Source organism: Zhouia amylolytica, from assembly GCF_900116365.1.
Classification (GTDB): Bacteria; Bacteroidota; Bacteroidia; order Flavobacteriales; family Flavobacteriaceae; genus Zhouia; species Zhouia amylolytica.
In genome coordinates, this window is the sequence record NZ_FPAG01000008.1 from 1 (window position 1) to 17,311 (window position 17,311).

At 36.5% G+C, this 17,311-nt stretch carries 21 protein-coding genes; 4 read left to right on the plus strand and 17 right to left on the minus strand.

Features of this window, described 5'->3' with window-relative positions; translation table 11 throughout:
- The 8 genes from BM361_RS13345 to BM361_RS13380 all read right to left on the minus strand — a co-directional run.
- On the minus strand, window positions 1-280 hold a 280-nt coding region (locus tag BM361_RS13345), incomplete at its 3' end, for a helix-turn-helix domain-containing protein (protein WP_074979462.1).
- Between the two features lie 100 nt (window positions 281-380).
- Window positions 381-2,237, minus strand: coding sequence for a M61 family metallopeptidase (locus BM361_RS13350; RefSeq protein ID WP_074979464.1), 1,857 nt, complete (start codon window positions 2,235-2,237; stop codon window positions 381-383).
- 156 nt (window positions 2,238-2,393) lie between these two features.
- A complete protein-coding gene (locus BM361_RS13355; protein WP_074979466.1) occupies window positions 2,394-3,212 on the minus strand; it encodes a Cof-type HAD-IIB family hydrolase in 819 nt (272 codons plus the stop codon).
- Window positions 3,212-3,382, minus strand: a complete 171-nt coding sequence (locus BM361_RS13360; RefSeq protein ID WP_074979468.1) for a type II toxin-antitoxin system antitoxin — start codon at window positions 3,380-3,382, stop codon at window positions 3,212-3,214. The genes BM361_RS13355 and BM361_RS13360 overlap by 1 nt, the downstream gene beginning before the upstream one ends.
- 1 nt (window position 3,383) lies before the next feature.
- Entirely contained in the window at window positions 3,384-4,322 is a 939-nt protein-coding gene (locus BM361_RS13365) for an alpha/beta hydrolase (RefSeq protein ID WP_038261387.1), read from the minus strand.
- Window positions 4,319-4,822 carry a hypothetical protein gene (locus BM361_RS17155; RefSeq protein ID WP_038261389.1) on the minus strand — a complete coding sequence of 168 codons (504 nt, stop codon included), beginning with the start codon at window positions 4,820-4,822 and terminating at the stop codon, window positions 4,319-4,321. The genes BM361_RS13365 and BM361_RS17155 overlap by 4 nt, the downstream gene beginning before the upstream one ends.
- The gene (locus BM361_RS13375; RefSeq protein ID WP_083425954.1) at window positions 4,822-4,998 is read right to left on the minus strand and encodes a DUF4177 domain-containing protein; all 177 of its coding nucleotides are present in this window, start codon (window positions 4,996-4,998) and stop codon (window positions 4,822-4,824) included. Before BM361_RS13375 ends, BM361_RS17155 begins: the two co-directional genes overlap by 1 nt.
- 9 nt (window positions 4,999-5,007) lie before the next feature.
- The gene (locus BM361_RS13380; RefSeq protein ID WP_038261393.1) at window positions 5,008-5,868 is read right to left on the minus strand and encodes an SPFH domain-containing protein; all 861 of its coding nucleotides are present in this window, start codon (window positions 5,866-5,868) and stop codon (window positions 5,008-5,010) included.
- Window positions 5,869-5,987: 119 nt separating this feature from the next.
- Here BM361_RS13380 and BM361_RS13385 point away from each other — a divergent pair, with 119 nt between their 5' ends.
- Window positions 5,988-6,758, plus strand: a complete 771-nt coding sequence (locus BM361_RS13385; protein WP_074979470.1) for a S1/P1 nuclease — start codon at window positions 5,988-5,990, stop codon at window positions 6,756-6,758.
- 127 nt (window positions 6,759-6,885) lie between these two features.
- On the plus strand, window positions 6,886-7,314 hold the full coding sequence (locus tag BM361_RS13390) for a hypothetical protein (protein WP_217643777.1): 429 nt from the start codon (window positions 6,886-6,888) through the stop codon (window positions 7,312-7,314).
- Window positions 7,315-7,400: 86 nt separating this feature from the next.
- Here BM361_RS13390 and BM361_RS17160 read toward each other — a convergent pair whose 3' ends face one another.
- From BM361_RS17160 to htpG, 4 genes are all read right to left on the minus strand, one after another.
- Entirely contained in the window at window positions 7,401-7,754 is a 354-nt protein-coding gene (locus tag BM361_RS17160; RefSeq protein ID WP_074979474.1) for a DoxX family protein, read from the minus strand.
- A 64-nt stretch (window positions 7,755-7,818) separates the two neighbouring features.
- Window positions 7,819-9,600 carry a DUF885 domain-containing protein gene (locus BM361_RS13400; protein WP_074979476.1) on the minus strand — a complete coding sequence of 594 codons (1,782 nt, stop codon included), beginning with the start codon at window positions 9,598-9,600 and terminating at the stop codon, window positions 7,819-7,821.
- 30 nt (window positions 9,601-9,630) lie between these two features.
- Window positions 9,631-10,047, minus strand: a complete 417-nt coding sequence (locus BM361_RS13405) for a hypothetical protein (protein ID WP_074979813.1) — start codon at window positions 10,045-10,047, stop codon at window positions 9,631-9,633.
- 147 nt (window positions 10,048-10,194) lie between these two features.
- Entirely contained in the window at window positions 10,195-12,081 is a 1,887-nt protein-coding gene (gene htpG / locus BM361_RS13410; RefSeq protein ID WP_074979478.1) for a molecular chaperone HtpG, read from the minus strand.
- A 195-nt stretch (window positions 12,082-12,276) separates the two neighbouring features.
- On the opposite strand from htpG, the gene BM361_RS13415 reads away from it, so the two are divergent.
- The gene (locus tag BM361_RS13415; protein WP_074979480.1) at window positions 12,277-13,287 is read left to right on the plus strand and encodes a 3-oxoacyl-ACP synthase III family protein; all 1,011 of its coding nucleotides are present in this window, start codon (window positions 12,277-12,279) and stop codon (window positions 13,285-13,287) included.
- Between the two features lie 49 nt (window positions 13,288-13,336).
- On the opposite strand, the gene BM361_RS13420 is transcribed toward BM361_RS13415, so the two are convergent.
- Window positions 13,337-14,209 carry an AraC family transcriptional regulator gene (locus tag BM361_RS13420; RefSeq protein WP_074979481.1) on the minus strand — a complete coding sequence of 291 codons (873 nt, stop codon included), beginning with the start codon at window positions 14,207-14,209 and terminating at the stop codon, window positions 13,337-13,339.
- A 203-nt stretch (window positions 14,210-14,412) separates the two neighbouring features.
- On the opposite strand from BM361_RS13420, the gene BM361_RS13425 reads away from it, so the two are divergent.
- Window positions 14,413-14,667 carry a DUF983 domain-containing protein gene (locus tag BM361_RS13425; protein ID WP_254785835.1) on the plus strand — a complete coding sequence of 85 codons (255 nt, stop codon included), beginning with the start codon at window positions 14,413-14,415 and terminating at the stop codon, window positions 14,665-14,667.
- Between the two features lie 73 nt (window positions 14,668-14,740).
- Here BM361_RS13425 and BM361_RS13430 read toward each other — a convergent pair whose 3' ends face one another.
- The 4 genes from BM361_RS13430 to BM361_RS13445 are packed head-to-tail and all read right to left on the minus strand — an operon-like array spanning window position 14,741 to window position 17,273.
- Window positions 14,741-15,154, minus strand: coding sequence for an arsenate reductase ArsC (locus tag BM361_RS13430; protein ID WP_074979483.1), 414 nt, complete (start codon window positions 15,152-15,154; stop codon window positions 14,741-14,743).
- A 1-nt stretch (window position 15,155) separates the two neighbouring features.
- Window positions 15,156-16,211: an ACR3 family arsenite efflux transporter gene (arsB, locus tag BM361_RS13435; RefSeq protein ID WP_074979485.1), complete on the minus strand. Its 1,056-nt coding sequence runs from the start codon at window positions 16,209-16,211 to the stop codon at window positions 15,156-15,158.
- A gap of 23 nt (window positions 16,212-16,234) precedes the next feature.
- Entirely contained in the window at window positions 16,235-16,729 is a 495-nt protein-coding gene (locus BM361_RS13440; protein ID WP_074979487.1) for a GNAT family N-acetyltransferase, read from the minus strand.
- 4 nt (window positions 16,730-16,733) lie between these two features.
- A complete protein-coding gene (locus tag BM361_RS13445) occupies window positions 16,734-17,273 on the minus strand; it encodes a DUF6428 family protein (RefSeq protein ID WP_038261431.1) in 540 nt (179 codons plus the stop codon).
- Between the last annotated feature and the right edge of the window lie 38 nt (window positions 17,274-17,311).

The following is a 17,311-nucleotide window of genomic DNA, read 5'->3' on the forward strand; positions in this document are numbered from 1 at the left end:
TGTTCTTTAGTTTTTCATCATCTAACTCACGCTCTAAACGTTTAATTTTCTGTGCAGGTGTTTCTTTGGATTTCATAAATAGGTTTGGTTTGCTCCAGTCTAAGGTACCATGTTTTCTTAACCAAACCAAAACTGTGCTTCTACCTTGAATCCCGTAGTGTTTTTGAGCTTGCTTGTAGGTCATCTCGCCTTTTTCTACCTGCGAGACCACAGCTAATTTAAAGCCTAGGTTATAATCGCGCTGTGTGCGTTTGTTCCCTTTGTTCGTCTTGTCTTTCATAAATAAGTCGTTTTTGTGTCAACTTATATTAGGACGGGACATATAAATAAAAAAAAGCGGGGTTTAACCCCGCTTTTTTTATGATGTTTTGTGCATACATTTAATTCTTCATCCAGGCGTTTCGAAGTGCAATTTGATCGCTGCTTGCATTTGCTTCCTCAACGATGGCGGTTACTTCGGCCATAGGCGTTTTTGTTTTACCTGAGAGGGTAACTTCTTTTCCTTCTCGTACTACTACCATGGTAATATCCTGATCTGGTTGCCAACCGAATGAACCAATGATCATGTCACGAATATTATCCAGGTTATATGCTGTTCCATTAATGGATTTGATTATATCTCCACCCTGAATTCCTAAATCGGTCAGAAAAGAGTTCAGCTTTGTATTTCTGAAGAAAACCTCTTTTGAGCCTGGCTTCACATCGATATATGGAATTTGTCCGTTCATTAAATACCCGGTTTCCTCCATTTTAGCGGTAAATGCTAATCCGACTTTATTTAAGAACGCGGTATAGTTTATTGGTGTGTCTCCGATGACATGTTTATTGAAGAAATCACCAACCTCAGGATACGTTAGTTTTACGATTTCGTCAATAATGGTATCGTCGTCAAAAGGTTTGTCTTTTCCATATTTGTCTGACAGCTGTTTCATTAGCCATAGGATTCCTTTCTCACCATTACTTTGTTCTCTGATAATGATATCAATGCACATGCCAATAAGGGCTCCCTTTTGATAGACATTAACATAATTACCTTTATAGGGTTCCTCTAAGATGTTTTCACTCATTACGGTGAAGGACATGTTATCGTCGTAATTTTTAGCGGTTTGAATTTTTTGATTTATACGATCATAAAATGCTTCATTGCTTATTAATCCTTGTTGAATTTGGAACAGATTTGCGAAATATTCTGTAACTCCTTCATACATCCATAGGTGCTTAGACATTGCCGGATCATTATAATTGAAATAATGTACTTCTTCCGAGTGTACAGATAGTGGAGTTACAATATGAAAGAACTCATGAGAAACCACATCGATCATGGTTTCAATCAAGGCTTGTTTAGGCATTGACTCGGGAAGTACCACGGTAGTTGATGTATGATGCTCCAGGGCTCCGAATCCGGTCGCATCATTTTCCTGTCCGGTACTTAGGTATAATAAAATGTGATAGCTTTTGGTTGCATTGACGTCTCCTAAAAATGTCTTTTGGGCTTTCATCATGCGCTCCATATCTTCTTTGATATCTATAGCTTTATAGGTTCCATTAGGTGAATATACAGATAGGGTAACTTCAATATCATTCACGGTAAAGGTTTCACTATCTAATTTTGAATACATTATCGGATTGTCTGTTACTTCGAAGTAACGATTGGCATAGAATGTATCTGTGTTTTCCTTTTGGTTCGCGACTTCTTTTAAAGAAGTTGAAGCGACAAACCCATTAGGGTGGGTGAAGGAAATCTGATATGGCCGTTGGTCAAGATCGTTGAAATACCCCACTAGCATGTGAAGGTTTAAAAAGTAATTGGTATTTGCTTCGATGTTCGTTCCTGCAGGGGAGAAAACGGCCTCGTCTACCTGTGTTTCTGTGTCGAACGAATCGTTTACCCAATAAGTTACTTTATCGAGGTTTTGAGCATTCGAAATTTGCCAGGTGTTCTTGTCTACCCGATTTGATTGCATTAGGTTACCGTCGTAATCGAAGGCTTTAAAATCATCTATAAACTGTCCGTAATCGTTATTGCTATAGGTTCCAGGGACTGTTTTAGGGATATAAAAATTAATGGAGGTTGTTGTGAACCTCCCCGGGTCCACTTCTACTTTTACTTTGTCATCTTTTACATTGACCAAATCGATGCTGGCATTTACCGGAAGGTTGGTTGCCAAGTCATTTACTTTGGGGCCACAACTATATAAAATAGCAGCCGTAAGTACGGTTATGAATATTTTTTTCATTCTTTTAATTTTGGTGTTTCAGTTAACTAGTGTGTTTGTTAAAGGTAAAGTTACAGTATTTAACATTATTTTAAACCAAAACCTCCCTAAAACCGATGAGGTTTGAGGGAGGCTTTGATTTTTGTTGAAATAATAGTCCGAAAATATAGACCTATTTTAGTCTTTAAATAGTTTAGCTATGTGTTTAGCAACGCCATCTTCTTTGTGATGAAGCGTAATGGCATTTGCCACTGCTTTTACTTCGTCTCTTGCATTTGCTACTGCAACGCCATGACCTACGGCATTTATCATTTCGGTGTCGTTGTAATTATCTCCAAAAGCGATTGCATCATCAATAGACAGTTTAAAGTGCAGGTCCAGCAATTTTTGGATACCGGTAAGTTTTGATACTTGTTTGGGAGCAATTTCAATATAAGTGTCTTTGGAACGGTATAGATGCAGGTCATTCCCGAATTCTTTAGTAAAATATTGAAAGGCTTCTTCTATTAAATGAGCTTCGCCCATACACGTAATTTTATGAGCACCTTTATTTTTGTTCTTCCAATCTTCTAAAGTCTCGATGTTGGATTTGATTTCGGGTGTTACCCTGGTATTATTTTCTTCTCTTTTGGCCCAATAATCGTATTGTTCTACATACCATTCGTCGTTGTTAAAAAGGCTTAGATGAAATTTTTCTGCTGAAATTTGTTCATTATAAGAAATGATACGTTCTAATAAATTGCCGGGAATCTCCAGGTTGTGCAATATTTTATTATTTGCTATTACCAGGGCTCCGTTATAACAAATAAGGGGTTGGTCTGTTACCCCTAGTTTATCTTGTATGTGATGCATTTGCTTTGGCATTCTTGCTGAAACCAACACAATAGGAACGTAATCTTTTATCCTCTGAATTTCTGAAATGGTAAATGCTGATACATCCCGGTTTTTATCTAAAAGGGTGCCGTCTATATCGGTAAATAATATTTTATAAGGCATTATTCTTTTTCTTTTTTAGTTTTCGGATCTCTATTTTCGTTCTTTAAGCTTTGCATCAGCATCCATTCGATCTGCCCATTGGTACTACGAAACTCGTCAGCAGCCCATTTCTCGATTGCTTTTAGCATATCTTCATTGATCCTTAATGCAAATGCTTTTTTCTTAGGCATATTATTTATTAATAAATTCAGTAATAGTTTCTACTAGTTCTGAAGCGAGTGCAAAATTAGCAGAATAATATGATTCGTTATTTTCTTTTAATGTATGTACTTCTTTTAGTACATGATTCATATCTTTTATAATTCTCAAATCTGCATCGGGTTTTGCGTTGAATAGATTTTTTGCATCTTCAATCCTTACTTGTATGTCGGCATCTCCCTGAATAATTAATGTTCTGGCTTTAACATTTTTTATCTCTTCTAAAGGTTTATAGGCTATATATGATTTAAGAAAATGATGATTTGCAGGGGCAAATATTCCAACCAGATAAGGGTTAACGTTTAAAATGGTGTCTGTTTTTTTAAGTTCTTCAAAATGCGCTTTTACGGTAGGAGAAAGTGCTGCGCTTTGAGCGTTTATCTGACGCATTATTAATGTTTCAAAATCTTCAGATGGTCCTGCAAGGGATATATAATTGGTGACGTTAGTGTCCTGTGCAAGCATGGCGGTTAATGAACCTTGACTATGCCCTATGAGGGTAATATTTGTAAAGCGTTTATCTTTTTTGAAGTAATCAATAATTACTTTAACATCTGTAACAAGATCTTCGAAAACCGTTTTATCGGACATTAATTTAATATTCTCTGCAATAGATGTTCTCTTATCATAGCGATAAAAGGCAATACCTCTTGCATTTAAACTATCAGCCAATAGTTTAATATAATTGGCTTTGATTTCTATGGTGCCGAGTTTTTGATTGCCATTTCTGTCTACATTACCGGAGCCATGAATAAAGATGGCCAGGGGCATTTTTTCATTTGATCCGGGGTAACTTAGCGTTCCGGGTAATGCAATGTTGTCATTATAGAGTGCCACTTCTTCCTGCTTTATGTCCTGACTCTGGCATATAAGATTGGTGAAGAGGCATATATAAAAAACGAGCTGTTTCATGTTGTCGTAATAGGATTAAAATAGGTTGTAATTGTTTTATCGGCCAATTCCGGTTTTTGGGTGCCTATTAACAATTTTTTATTGTTTTTGTAAATAATCTGAATGCCTTTATTACCTCTTATGTTCAGTGCTTTGCCTTTTCCGCGAAAACCAATGCGCCAACCATAGCCTCCATAATCTTTGATCGGGTTATACTTAATTACTTTACACATTTTGATTTCTCCCCATTTGATGGTTTTATCATTTCTCTGAATTGGTGAGAATCTATAGTGAATACCAATCTCATTTATTTTGGTGGTTAGTTTAACAGTTCGGATCAGGATAAATATGAGTCCCATGGTAACTATTATGATCACTAATGCTGTAACTGATTCTTTATCTCCATTATTTAATTTATTTTTTTCCAGGATGAATGGAATTAAAGCACCAATAAAGGCCAATATTAAAGTAGCGTAGATCCACCATTGATTAAACCGCTGCTCTTCAGTAAAGACTTTCATTATCTTTCATTTTTATCGCGTTCGAGGATGGCTTTTATTGCGAAATTTTTATCGCTGAATACGGCTGTCACAACGCGCCATCCATCGCGAGCATACCCATTTAATTCTGCTTCAAAATTCTTGTCTGTATTTGTAAAAAGGTTTGATTTTTGTTTTAGGATTTTATATTCTTTCATGTTGAAATTTTAATGGTGTAAGGTTCCTGCATTAACTATAGGGGCTGCATCTTTGTCGGAGCAAAGTACTACCATAAGGTTACTCACCATGGCTGATTTACGTTCTTCATCCAGATCTACCAATTCTTTTTTGCTTAATTCATCTAGTGCCATTTCCACCATACTTACAGCTCCCTCTACAATTTTATGACGGGCGGCAACAATGGCGGTGGCCTGTTGACGTTTAAGCATTGCATTGGCGATTTCCTGAGCATAGGCCAGGTAACCGATTCTGGCTTCTAAAACTTCGATCCCTGCCATAGCCAGGCGTTCCTGAATTTCTTTCTCCAAGTCTTCACTGACTTCATTTACGCTAGATCTTAAGGTGATGTCTTCATCCAGTCCTTCATCTGCAAAGTTGTCGTATGGGTACATGCTTGCCAATTTTCTAACTGCTGCATCCGTTTGGACACGTACAAAGTTTTCATAATTATCAACGTCGAATGCTGCTTTATAGGTGTCGGTCACTCTCCATACCAGAATAGTACTAATCATGACAGGGTTTCCAATTTTATCATTTACTTTTAATCGTTCACTATCGAAATTACTGGCTCGTAATGAGATCTTCTTTTTTGTAAAGAATGGGTTCACCCAATAAAATCCATTTTTCTTAATTGTGCCTACATATTTTCCAAATAGTAAAAGAACCCTCGAGTTATTTGGATTTACGAGGGTGAATCCCGGAAGTATGAATAAAGCAATTATTATCGCAATGAGGAACATCGTATTTGATTGTGAGATTACCATATACAAGCCTCCGAAGAAAAGGATCATTGCCGCAAAGAGCATAAGATATCCGTTTAAGCCAGATGTTATTTTTTCATTTGTCATAATGATAGTTTTGTATGATATTAAAATGATATCATAAAGATATTGAATTAATTTTTAATAGTTCCGATATTTAACATTTAGATTTCATTGATATAATTACTTTTGAAAAAAAATAAAGAATGAAAAGATTGTTATTATTGCTAGTGCTATCGAGTCAGTTTTGTTTGGCAGAGACTTCAATATGGGGATCTACCGGTCATAGGGTTGTCGGAGAGGTAGCGACTGAATACTTAAAAGGCAGTACTAAAAGAAAGTTGAATTTATTGTTAGATAGTCAGAGTTTAGCTTTAGTATCTACTTTTGGAGACGATATCAAATCAGATAAGCGATATAAAGAGTTTAATCCGTGGCATTATGTGAATATTCCATCCGGGGGATTATACGATTCACATGATGCCTCGGCGCATGGTGATATTATACAGGGAATCGAAAAGTGCATTGCTGTGATTCAGCAAAAGGAGGCTACTAAAGATGATAAGGCCTTCTATTTAAAAATGCTTGTACATTTAATAGGTGATTTGCATCAGCCTTTGCACGTAGGGAGGGCTGAAGACAAGGGAGGTAATGACATTCAGGTTAGATGGTTTAATAAAGGGACTAATTTGCATCGGGTTTGGGATAGCGATATGATCAATCATTATAAGATGAGTTATTCTGAACTTGCAGAGAACCTTCCGAAGTTAAGCAGGAAAGAGCGAAAAGCTATTGAGGAAGGTACTATTTTGGACTGGACTTATGAATCACAAAAGCTGGCTGATAAAGTGTATGCAACAGCTGATTCAGGTGCTAAATTAGGATATGGGTATATGTATGAAAATTTTAGTCAGGTGAGGTATCAATTGTTAAAAGGGGGAATTCGACTGGCTAAGGTTTTGAATGCCATTTTATGATAATTTGGCAATAGAGTATTGATTATCAGTTTATAGCACGATTTGGTGTTAAAGTTTATAAAATTTCCGATAAAATGCTTGTTTTATTATTTTCACATAGTATTTTTGCGCTCGGAAAAAGGATAAAGTGCTGAAATTTAAAGTGTTGATGAAGTTGTTTTATGCTGGAATTAGAATCTTTGTAGGAGCGCAATTAATGTTTGCGGGATATGGAGAAACTGTTGCTTTAAATGAGCTCTCATCGAATATTGTTAGTACTTCAGGAGGAAACATTTTATTAGAGAATAATGTATTTCAAGCGTTATTAATTTGTCTTCCTTTTATCAAATTTGGATTAGGATTGTTTCTTTTACCGGGTTTCTTCACTAAACCAAGTCTTATAGCAGGCTTAGTATTATTTGGAGTTTTAACCCTGGTAATGATGATTAGCGGAAACTCATCAGAGGTAATTGGAAATCTTTTTTATTTGACTTTTTTCGCTGGATTATTAAAGTGTTTAGACTATAACAATATTTCCTTAGATAATAAGGCGAACTTAACCTGTAGAAGCTTATAGTGGTTGTTTATAAGTGAATTGCTTAGGCGATTTGATTTTTTTGAGTTAATTAATGATAAAGGCCGTACCCAACGGCCTTTTTCTTTTTAATTTATATAGGAATATGCCCAAAGCATCAGTACAAACTGCAGGGGTATTCTACTCAGGAGGAGCCATTTTGGGAATCCGGCCGAAGCCTTTTCGCTGCTGAGCATATAGAAATGTACCAAGAGAAAAATACAAAGCATTAAGATAATTCCATATAGTGCGATATTTTTAATTGCCGGAATACAAATTGAAATGCCCAATATAATTTCTGCAAGACCACTAAACCATACGAGTCCTTTATGATTTGGTAAATACCGGGGCATGATGCGCAAATATATTTTTGGTTTCAAAAAATGCATAATGCCAGCACATACGTATAGCAGGGCCATTAGGTATAGATGCCATGGTAACATAAGCTTATATTTAAACAGCAATTCTCAAGGCTTCATAGCGCTGGAAATGCCGGGGGTGATTTAATTATTTTTGAGTGGTAATCCACTGATTGATTTTATCTTCTAATAGTTTAAGAGGAATACAACCCGACTCTAATATTTTATTGTGAAACTGTTTGATGTCAAACTTGTTACCGAGTTCCTTTTCGGCTTTTTGTCGTAGTGCAAGAATTTTTAACTGTCCTACTTTATAGGATAATGCCTGACCAGGGATAGCCATGTACCTTTCAATTTCTGCAATGATACTGGCTTCACTTTCCGCTTCATTATCCAGGGAATACTGGATTGCTTTTTCACGGGACCATCCTTTAGCGTGTATTCCTGTATCGACAACCAGACGTATGGCTCTATGCATTTCAGCACTCAACATTCCAAAATACTGATATGGGTCATTATAAAGTCCTAATTCTTTCCCCAGAGATTCCGCGTACAGCGCCCATCCTTCCCCGTAGGCAGAATACCATAATGTTTTTCTAAAATCAGGGAGTTCTTCATTTTCCTGTTGAAGTGAAATTTGATAGTGATGACCTGGAATTGCTTCATGTAAGAACAGGTCTTCGTCGGAGTAGATATTGTATTTTTCGACGTTAAGAATTGGCACATAGAAGATACCCGGTCTGGTTCCGTCCAGGGTGCCTGGGTTATATTCGGCACTGGCAGAAGCCTCTCTGAATGCTTCTGTTCTTCGAACTTCAAAAGCTGTTTTTGGTGTAAGATCAAACAATGTGATGAGATTAGGCTTCATTTTTTCATGAATCTCATTAAAGTGGTCGATGACCTGTTGAGGTTGGTTGTAAGGCATTAATTCTTTTTTATTACGGACCTGGTCGAAGAAAGCGTTGAGGTCTCCATTGAAACCAACTTCTTTTTTTATTTTTTCCATTTCCGATTTAATACGTGCCACCTCACTTAATCCCAACTGATGTATTTCATCGGCTGTCATGTTGGTTGTGGTGTATTGCTTAATCAGGGCGTTATAAAGTTCCTTGCCATCAGGGATATCACTAATTCCTGAGGACGTTCTTCCGGCTTTCAGATACTGATCATTTAAATACGTGTTCAAACGATCCATTACAGGAATCACCTTGTCTTTAATCGTTTGTGTATAGGATGATGTCACATGACTTTTTTCTTCTTTGGTGAAGTTTTCCGGGATCATTTTAACAGGGGCAAAGAATAAATTCTCTTCTACCGGAGTTTTGGTCAGGTCTTTAATTTGGGGAATTGTTTTAAGGATGAGTGAATTTGGCAACACGTATCCTTCTTCAACTCCTTTTTTCATATTCACTATTGCAGAGTCTATCCAGACTGAAAATTTATCTAATCTTGACAGCCAATTATCGTAATCAGATATAGTTTTGAACGGTTGGGCACTACTTCCACTTCCTAATTGCCCAATAGTAAGGTGCATGGCAGAGAATTGGTTTAAGGGCATCAAATGGGTTTTAAATTTCAGGAGATTGATATTTTGATCAAGTTCCCAAAGTAAAACAGCTTTGCTTAACTTTTCTTCGTCGTTTAAATATGTATCGTCGTAAAGTTCCAGGGAATCTTTATAGGTTTGAAAAACATTTAACGCTGTTTCTTTATAGTTTTTAGTGATATTGTTGGGTAGTTTGTCATTGAATCGATTGTCTCCGGCAAAGGTTGCGTTGATTGGGTTGAGTTTGAGACTTTGTTGGTAATAGGATTCAAAAACTTCATTTATAGGGGGAAGGTCTATTTCTAAAATTGTTTCTTTCTTATCTTCTTGCTTACAGGCAGTAATCGATAGTATAAGACTCAGAGCAAACAGAAAGTTTTTCATAAGTAATTATGGTTTTTTTGGTAAGAATGGTTAACGGTTCTTGATTTCCTTGCATTTGGTATATTCGAGTTTACGAAATCGCAGGGCTTCCCAATCATCATTTATTTTCAGGTATCCTACCTGGGTATAACAATTTTTGATCAGTGGTGACCAGGCGTAATCATTCGTAATATCAGTTTTCAGGGTTTTGGACACTTTTCTTGGATGCGCTACCCATAATACGATATCATCTTTTAATTTGGGTAACAGGGTTTGCGTTTGACGCTCAAATTCTTCTATTGTTTTTACAAAAACAAGCGCAAATTCTACCTGATTTATCTGAACCAAAGATTCTATTACATCAATACCTGTTAATTCGGCAAGCTGTTCGTTAAAGCCATCCGGTTCATTTATAACCAAAATCTCTTGTTGGTTTTCAAGCTTTAGTTTTTGAAATAATGTTTTCACTTGCGGGTGTTTTATTTTTAATAAAGCAACTCTACTAAGATACGGATAAAGATCATCTGTTCCAAGCAACAAAACTCCGGCAAGGGTAATAAAAAAACCACTTCTTAATTAAGAAGTGGTTTAAATATGATAATTAGTTTCAATTAATTACTTGATCATATCATAGCTTCGCTTGATGAAGTTTGTAAGTTCTTCACCTTGTAATAAGCCTTGTGATAGACGGGCAAGATCTAATGATTGCTTAATCAGTCGTTCTTGCTTCGCTTTAGTTTTGGTGCTTACAATCTGACTTATTAAGTCATGATTGGTGTTTACTACCAGATTGTACATTTCAGGCATGTTGCCCATACCGAACATGCCTCCGCCACCAGTAGCACTCATTTCTTTCATTCTACGCATAAATTCAGGTTGCGTTATCACAAAAGGGGAGGCAGCGCTATCCAGTGCTTCGAGTTTTACTGTGTACTTTTCTTTCGGTACGACCTCTTCCAGAACTGTATTTAGTTTCTCTTTTTCTTCATCAGATAGCCTGGAGATTTTCTCTTCATCTTTTTTGATGAGATTATCTAAAGAATCGGCATCAACTCTGGCAAAGGTGAATTTCTCGTTCGAGGTTTCCAACTTTTGAATCAGGTGAGAAACGATTGGTGAGTCTAATAGTAACACTTCGTACCCTCTTTCTTTGGCTTCTGCTATGTAACTGTGTTGGATGTCTTTATTGCTAGCGTATAGTACTACTGTATTCCCGTCTTTGTCAGTATGATTGTCTTTTATTTTCTCTTTTAACTCTTCCAGGGTTAAATAATCTCCATCCACTGTCGGGTAAAGGGCAAATTTTTGAGCTTTATCGAAGAACTTCTCTTCTGAAAGCATACCATATTCGATCACGATCTTAATATCGTTCCATTTCTGTTCGAAATCTTCACGATTGTTATTGAATAATGATGCAAGTTTATCAGCAACCTTACGTGTAATATAGCTTGAAATTTTCTTCACATTACCATCAGCCTGAAGATAGGATCTTGAGACATTCAATGGAATATCCGGAGAATCTATAACTCCTTTTAACATCGTTAAAAATTCAGGGACAATTCCTTCAACGTTATCTGTTACAAAAACCTGATTCTGATATAATTGAATTTTGTCTTTCTGCAGATTGATATCGTTAGAAAGTTTTGGAAAATAAAGTATTCCGGTTAAATTAAAAGGGTAATCAACATTTAAGTGAATGTTGAATAAGGGTTCTTCGAATTGCATTGGGTACAATTCACGATAAAAGGTTTTGTAGTCCTCATCTTCCAGGTCGGCAGGTTGCTTAGTCCATGCCGGTTGTGTATTATTGATAATGTTGTCTACCTCTTTCGTAGGTGCCGGATCGTCTTCTTTAGCATCTTCCGGTTTAGGCAGGGTTTCGGTTCTTGTGCCAAACTTTATCGGAATTGCATTGAACTTATTGTATTTGTTTAAAAGTTCGGCGATCTTATTGTCTTCCAGAAATTCTTTTGAGTCTTCGTTGATATGAAGGATGATCTCAGTACCTCTGTCTTTTTTATCGGCTTTTTCCAAGGCGTACTGCGGTGAACCATCACAGCTCCAATGCGCCGCAGGTTCATCTTTAAAGCTTTTAGTAATAATTTCAACTTTGTCTGCCACCATAAATGCAGAATAGAAACCAAGTCCGAAGTGTCCAATGATCCCACTATCTTTTGCGGAATCTTTATATTTTTCCAGGAATTCTTCTGCCCCTGAAAAAGCCACTTCGTTAATATACTTCTTCACTTCTTCGGCAGTCATACCGATACCCTGATCGGTAATATGAAGTTTATTATTTTCCTTGTCAATTTTGATCTCTATCATCGGATCTCCATAGTCAACTTGAGCTTCCCCTATATTACTAAGGTGTTTTAGCTTTAAAGTTGCATCCGTAGCATTTGATATTAACTCTCTTAAAAAGATCTCGTGGTCGCTGTATAAAAACTTTTTTATCAGCGGAAAAATGTTTTCAACAGATACATTAATATTTCCAGTTGTCATAGAATTGTGTTTTTCATGTTATTCTTCACGAACCACCTATGGCAAAAAAAATACCATACCGATAGTGAAGTGACAAGATGACACTATTATTAAGAATAAATCATTTTAAGTGATCTTATTTTATAAATACTTAAATTGCAGAGCTGATTTTGTTCTGAAAAACAGTATTTTGTTATGAACTAATATTATATGAATATGTATAATTCTAGAATTGCAGGGCTTGGTTATTATGTGCCCGAAAATGTTGTGACGAATGATGACTTATCGAAGTTGATGGATACTAATGATGAGTGGATTCAGGAACGAACGGGAATTAAGGAGCGTCGTCATGTGGTAGAAGGAAGTGGTGAAACCACGACTTCAATGGGTGTAGAAGCTGCCAGAATTGCAATTGAACGAGCGAGCGTAGCTAAAGAGGATATAGACTTCATTATTTTTGCCACCTTGAGTCCGGATTATTATTTTCCGGGTCCAGGAGTATTAGTACAGCGGGATTTAGGTCTTCGAACCGTGGGAGCCCTGGATATTCGAAATCAATGTTCCGGGTTTGTTTATGCTATTTCGATTGCCGATCAATATATTAAAACGGGCATGTATAAGAATGTATTGGTTATAGGATCGGAACTTCACTCTAAAGGATTAGACATGACTACCAGAGGAAGGGGAGTGTCTGTAATATTTGGTGATGGTGCCGGTGCAGCGGTATTAACCAGAGAGGAAGATACATCGAGAGGTGTGTTGTCTACCCATATGCATTCTGAAGGGCAGTATGCGGAAGAATTGTCTTTAATAGCTCCCGGAATGGGTAAAAGATGGGTTACGGATATTATTGAAGATAATAATCCGGAGGATACTTCTTATTATCCGTATATGAATGGTCAGTTTGTTTTTAAAAATGCAGTGGTTCGTTTTAGCGAAGTTATTAATGAAGGTTTGGAGGCGAATAACCTTTCAGTTTCAGATATTGATATTTTAATTCCGCATCAAGCAAACCTTAGAATTTCACAGTTTATACAGCAGAAATTCAAGTTAAAGGACGAACAGGTATTCAATAATATCATGAAATATGGGAATACCACCGCTGCTTCGATTCCGATAGCTTTAACAGAGGCATGGGAACAAGGAAAGATTAAAAAAGGAGATACCGTTGTGTTAGCTGCATTCGGAAGTGGCTTTACATGGGGAAGCGCCATTATTAAATGGTAATACGAAGTATAAAATCAATAAAAAAGTCGTTGTTTTTGCAACGACTTTTTTATTGATAGTTTTTCGCGAACTGGCTGGGAGATATACTGGTTTTTTCCTTGAAAACCCTGGAGAAATAAGCGTAATCTTCGTATCCTAATTCGTGCGCAATTTCAGTAAGAGAGCCTTTAGCATAGATGAGCATTCTTTTTGCTTCCAGTATAACTCTTTCCATTACCAGGTCTGAGGTAGTTTTGTTAAGTGCTTTTTTAATGATGCGATTGAGATGCTTTGGACTCAGGTGCATCATTTCTGCATAGTCGGAGGCAAATTTTGTTTTTTTATAGTGTTTTTCAATCAGGAGTTCCAGCGTTTTTATTCGTTCAGAATCGATATGTGGTTGTACGGACGGTATTGAGCCTGTTAAATAAACTCTTGTTAGCTCTATGTATAGAAGATTAATAAGTGAAATGATTCTTTGGTATTTAAAAATGTAATCTTGTTTTTGTTCTTGATTAATCTCTTTGAAGTAGTTTAAAAAAGCGGGCAGTTGGGTACTTTTTAAACAAACGTTGGGAGGATTTTGAGATGAATAAAAAAAGGGGAAGTTATCGACTGAGTTATTCGTGTAGTTCAGGTCTATAAATGATTTTGAATGGAAGAAGATGAAGCCTTTTACATCCCTTGAGAGTTCCCAGTTATGAATTTGTCCGGGTTTTAATAAAAATACGGTACCGGGTTTAATGTCGTAGCTGTGAAAATCGATCTCGTGTATGCCGGAGCCCCGAGTGAAAATAATAACTACATAAAAGTCGTGTTTATGAGGATGCGAAATGTTTTTATGATGTGTTTTGATGTGTTTTTCAAAGGTGTTGCTATAAAAATCATTTGTTTTTTGACCGTTGTTGAATTGTTGAATATTTAAAATATTGAGTAATGACATCTGTAGTGGGTTATGTCTTAAAAGTACAAATAAAAGCAATAATCAGGCAACCTTCATATTTATTATATTATTGAAATTTGTTCATCTAAATAAATTGATCTATGAGTAGGTATATAAAGGCTATTCAATGTAAGTGTCCTAAATGTGAAAAGGGGGCAATTTTTAAAGACTCCGGTAACCCAATTTTTTTTAAAATGCCTAAAATGTACAAATCATGCGAGGCATGTGGTTATGTTTTTGAGCGTGAACCCGGATTTTTTTTCGGAGCTATGTATGTAAGTTATTCGTTGGCTGTGGCAGAGTTAGTTGCCTTATTGGTGGTGGTTAAATTTATTCTTGGCTTTGGAAATATTGTTTTGGTCATTAGTGTTGCCATCTTAGCATTTTTGCTTAGTACATTTAATTTCAGGGTTTCCCGTTCTTTATGGATGTACTTTTTTGAAAGAAAATCAATTTAAGTGCAATCGAATCCTCGAGCTTTTTTGGATTTATTGTTGTTGATTGCACTTAAAATGATCTATGAGTAGTATTTTAGATGTTTTCTTTTGCGAACTTATGACAGAATTCTTTGATCTCATCCCTAGTATTTCGGAATGCTTCTATTAATTCTTTTGCAGTCCCGGATGCTTTGCTTGGATCGGAAAAATCATGATGAATTTTTTTTGTTTTTCCGATAAATACCGGACAGCTTTCGTTGGCATGATCGCAGACAGTTATAACAAAATCGAAATCAATATTTGAGTATTCATCGACATGATTTGATGTGTGTTTGCTGATGTCAACGCCATCTTCTGCCATGATACCTACAGCAAAAGGATTTAAACCGTGAATTTCGACCCCGGCGCTGTAAATATTAGCTTTATTCGCTGTGAATTGTTTTAAATAACCATGTGCCATTTGGCTTCGGCAAGAGTTGCCTGTGCATAGAACAAGAATGTTTTTCATTTTAAGCTTTTTGGGTGTTTAATTTTTTATCGTAGTACTTGTTTTTTAACCAAAAGGAGACCTTCACTAATAAAATAAGTGCAGGTACCTCTACTAATGGGCCAATAACACCTGCAAATGCCTGGCCGCTATTCAATCCAAATACAGCTATAGCCACCGCAATGGCAAGTTCGAAGTTGTTACCGGCTGCGGTAAAAGAAACAGCGGCGTTTTCATCATAAGGAGCCTTAAACCATTTGCTGATCCCAAAACCAATCAGGAACATAAGTGCAAAATAAATGAGTAATGGTACTGCTATTTTTACAACATCCATGGGGATGTTTACAATCAGTTCTCCTTTTAGGCTAAACATGATTACGATAGTGAATAGCAGGGCAATAAGAGTTAATTTTGAAATTTTAGGTATAAAATCATTCATATACCACGCTTCACTTTTGAGCTTTACCAAAATCACTCTGCTTAAAAACCCTAGTAAAAATGGAATGCCAAGATAAATAGCAACACTTTCCGCAATAGTGGCTATGGAAATATCTATGATAGCGCCTTCGAAACCAAAATATGGTGGAAGTATGGTGATAAAAATCCAGGCGTAAAAGCTATAGGCGAACACTTGAAAAATACTATTCAAGGCTACCAGCCCTGCTGCATACTCGCTGCTACCATCGGCCAGATCATTCCATACAAGGACCATCGCAATACAGCGTGCCAAGCCTATTAATATAAGACCTGTCATATATTCCGGTTCATCTCTTAAAAAAGTGATGGCCAGAAAAAACATTAGTAACGGGCCTATAACCCAATTGAGTACTAGGGATAGTGAGAGTAATTTGGTGTTTTTAAAAACTTTGGGTAATAATTTGTAGTTCACCTTAGCTAAAGGTGGATACATCATTACAATGAGTCCTATAGCGATTGGAATGTTGGTTGATCCTGAGCTAAATGAATTAATGAAATTTGCTGTACCCGGAATGTAATAGCCAATAGCAACTCCTAATGCCATGGCTAAAAAGATCCAAAGTGTCAGGTAGTTGTCTAAAAACGATAGTTTCTTTTTCATTGTGGTTAGATTTGTTTAAATAATTAAAATGAGCGTCCAATTTTTTTACTTCTGCGTTCCATTAGGATGTTGTCGCGCCACACACCATGAAGTTCGGCAATTTTTTCCCGGTAACCGATTTCTCTGAAGCCACATTTTTTATGAAGTTCAATACTGGCTTTATTTTCTCTCATAATGCCACATTGCAGTGTCCAGATTCCGTTGCTTTCACTCTCCTCAATGAGTTTTTGGAGTAAAAGTGTTCCGATTCCTTTCCTTTGTTGATTGGGAGCGATGTAAATACTAACTTCTGCAACACCGTTGTACACTTCTCTTTCAGATACTCTGGATAAAGAAGCCCATCCGACCATCTTACTCATATCGAACAGCGCAATTCGTCCGAATGGTAAATGCTTTTGATCCCATTCTTGATATGTAGGAACGTTCACTTCAAAAGTTGCATTTTCGCTATCGATACCTGCCTGGTAAATTTGAGCTACCTTAGGGTAATTGTATGTGGTGATAGTGTGGAAATTCATTTTTCTAACAACAACCGTTTCCCGGTGAGCAAGCGTTTTCCTGAACTTCAGCTAATTTTATTTTTTTCTTTTCAGGTTTTGCCGGAGCTGAGCAACACGCATCGGCTTTTTCATCAGCTGTTGTTGCCCGGTCTTTAGCTTTGCAAGTTGTGTGCTCCTGCACTAACTTGACTATAAGTTTATCTTCATAAACCTGAATATTATGAACCGGAAGTATGGCGGTATGAAAATTTTTGTTTCCGTATTCAATTTTAACCTCTACATTTTGGAATGTTGGTCGGATTTTTTCAACTAATTGAAAAATTTTCAGGGCCTTTGAGGTTGTGATTTTATGATTCGGTTCAGGGACTTCATTTTCCCATAATTGTACATGGGTTTCTTCCCATTTGTTCTGAATACCACCACAATCAACTGTATCAAAGGACACGTTTTTAATTTCTGTTATATGATAATCATTTCGGGTATATAATCCAGGCTTGTATTCAAAATACAATGGAAGGTCGGGGTGTTTTTCCAACAGTGATATAAATTCTGATGTTTTCATTTTAAATTTGTTTATTGCAATATTACGATTAATAAATT

What these genes read in the sequence shown, in the direction of transcription:
- BM361_RS13350 (WP_074979464.1), bottom strand. Translation starts at nt 2,237, where the DNA reads ATGAAAAAAATATTCATAACCGTACTTACGGCTGCTATTTTATATAGT.
- BM361_RS13355 (WP_074979466.1), bottom strand. Translation starts at nt 3,212, where the DNA reads ATGCCTTATAAAATATTATTTACCGATATAGACGGCACCCTTTTAGAT.
- BM361_RS13360 (WP_074979468.1), bottom strand. Translation starts at nt 3,382, where the DNA reads ATGCCTAAGAAAAAAGCATTTGCATTAAGGATCAATGAAGATATGCTA.
- BM361_RS13365 (WP_038261387.1), bottom strand. Translation starts at nt 4,322, where the DNA reads ATGAAACAGCTCGTTTTTTATATATGCCTCTTCACCAATCTTATATGC.
- BM361_RS17155 (WP_038261389.1), bottom strand. Translation starts at nt 4,822, where the DNA reads ATGAAAGTCTTTACTGAAGAGCAGCGGTTTAATCAATGGTGGATCTAC.
- BM361_RS13375 (WP_083425954.1), bottom strand. Translation starts at nt 4,998, where the DNA reads ATGAAAGAATATAAAATCCTAAAACAAAAATCAAACCTTTTTACAAAT.
- BM361_RS13380 (WP_038261393.1), bottom strand. Translation starts at nt 5,868, where the DNA reads ATGACAAATGAAAAAATAACATCTGGCTTAAACGGATATCTTATGCTC.
- BM361_RS13385 (WP_074979470.1), top strand. Translation starts at nt 5,988, where the DNA reads ATGAAAAGATTGTTATTATTGCTAGTGCTATCGAGTCAGTTTTGTTTG.
- BM361_RS17160 (WP_074979474.1), bottom strand. Translation starts at nt 7,754, where the DNA reads ATGTTACCATGGCATCTATACCTAATGGCCCTGCTATACGTATGTGCT.
- BM361_RS13400 (WP_074979476.1), bottom strand. Translation starts at nt 9,600, where the DNA reads ATGAAAAACTTTCTGTTTGCTCTGAGTCTTATACTATCGATTACTGCC.
- htpG (WP_074979478.1), bottom strand. Translation starts at nt 12,081, where the DNA reads ATGACAACTGGAAATATTAATGTATCTGTTGAAAACATTTTTCCGCTG.
- BM361_RS13415 (WP_074979480.1), top strand. Translation starts at nt 12,277, where the DNA reads ATGTATAATTCTAGAATTGCAGGGCTTGGTTATTATGTGCCCGAAAAT.
- BM361_RS13420 (WP_074979481.1), bottom strand. Translation starts at nt 14,209, where the DNA reads ATGTCATTACTCAATATTTTAAATATTCAACAATTCAACAACGGTCAA.
- BM361_RS13425 (WP_254785835.1), top strand. Translation starts at nt 14,413, where the DNA reads ATGTACAAATCATGCGAGGCATGTGGTTATGTTTTTGAGCGTGAACCC.
- BM361_RS13430 (WP_074979483.1), bottom strand. Translation starts at nt 15,154, where the DNA reads ATGAAAAACATTCTTGTTCTATGCACAGGCAACTCTTGCCGAAGCCAA.
- arsB (WP_074979485.1), bottom strand. Translation starts at nt 16,211, where the DNA reads ATGAAAAAGAAACTATCGTTTTTAGACAACTACCTGACACTTTGGATC.
- BM361_RS13440 (WP_074979487.1), bottom strand. Translation starts at nt 16,729, where the DNA reads ATGAATTTCCACACTATCACCACATACAATTACCCTAAGGTAGCTCAA.
- BM361_RS13445 (WP_038261431.1), bottom strand. Translation starts at nt 17,273, where the DNA reads ATGAAAACATCAGAATTTATATCACTGTTGGAAAAACACCCCGACCTT.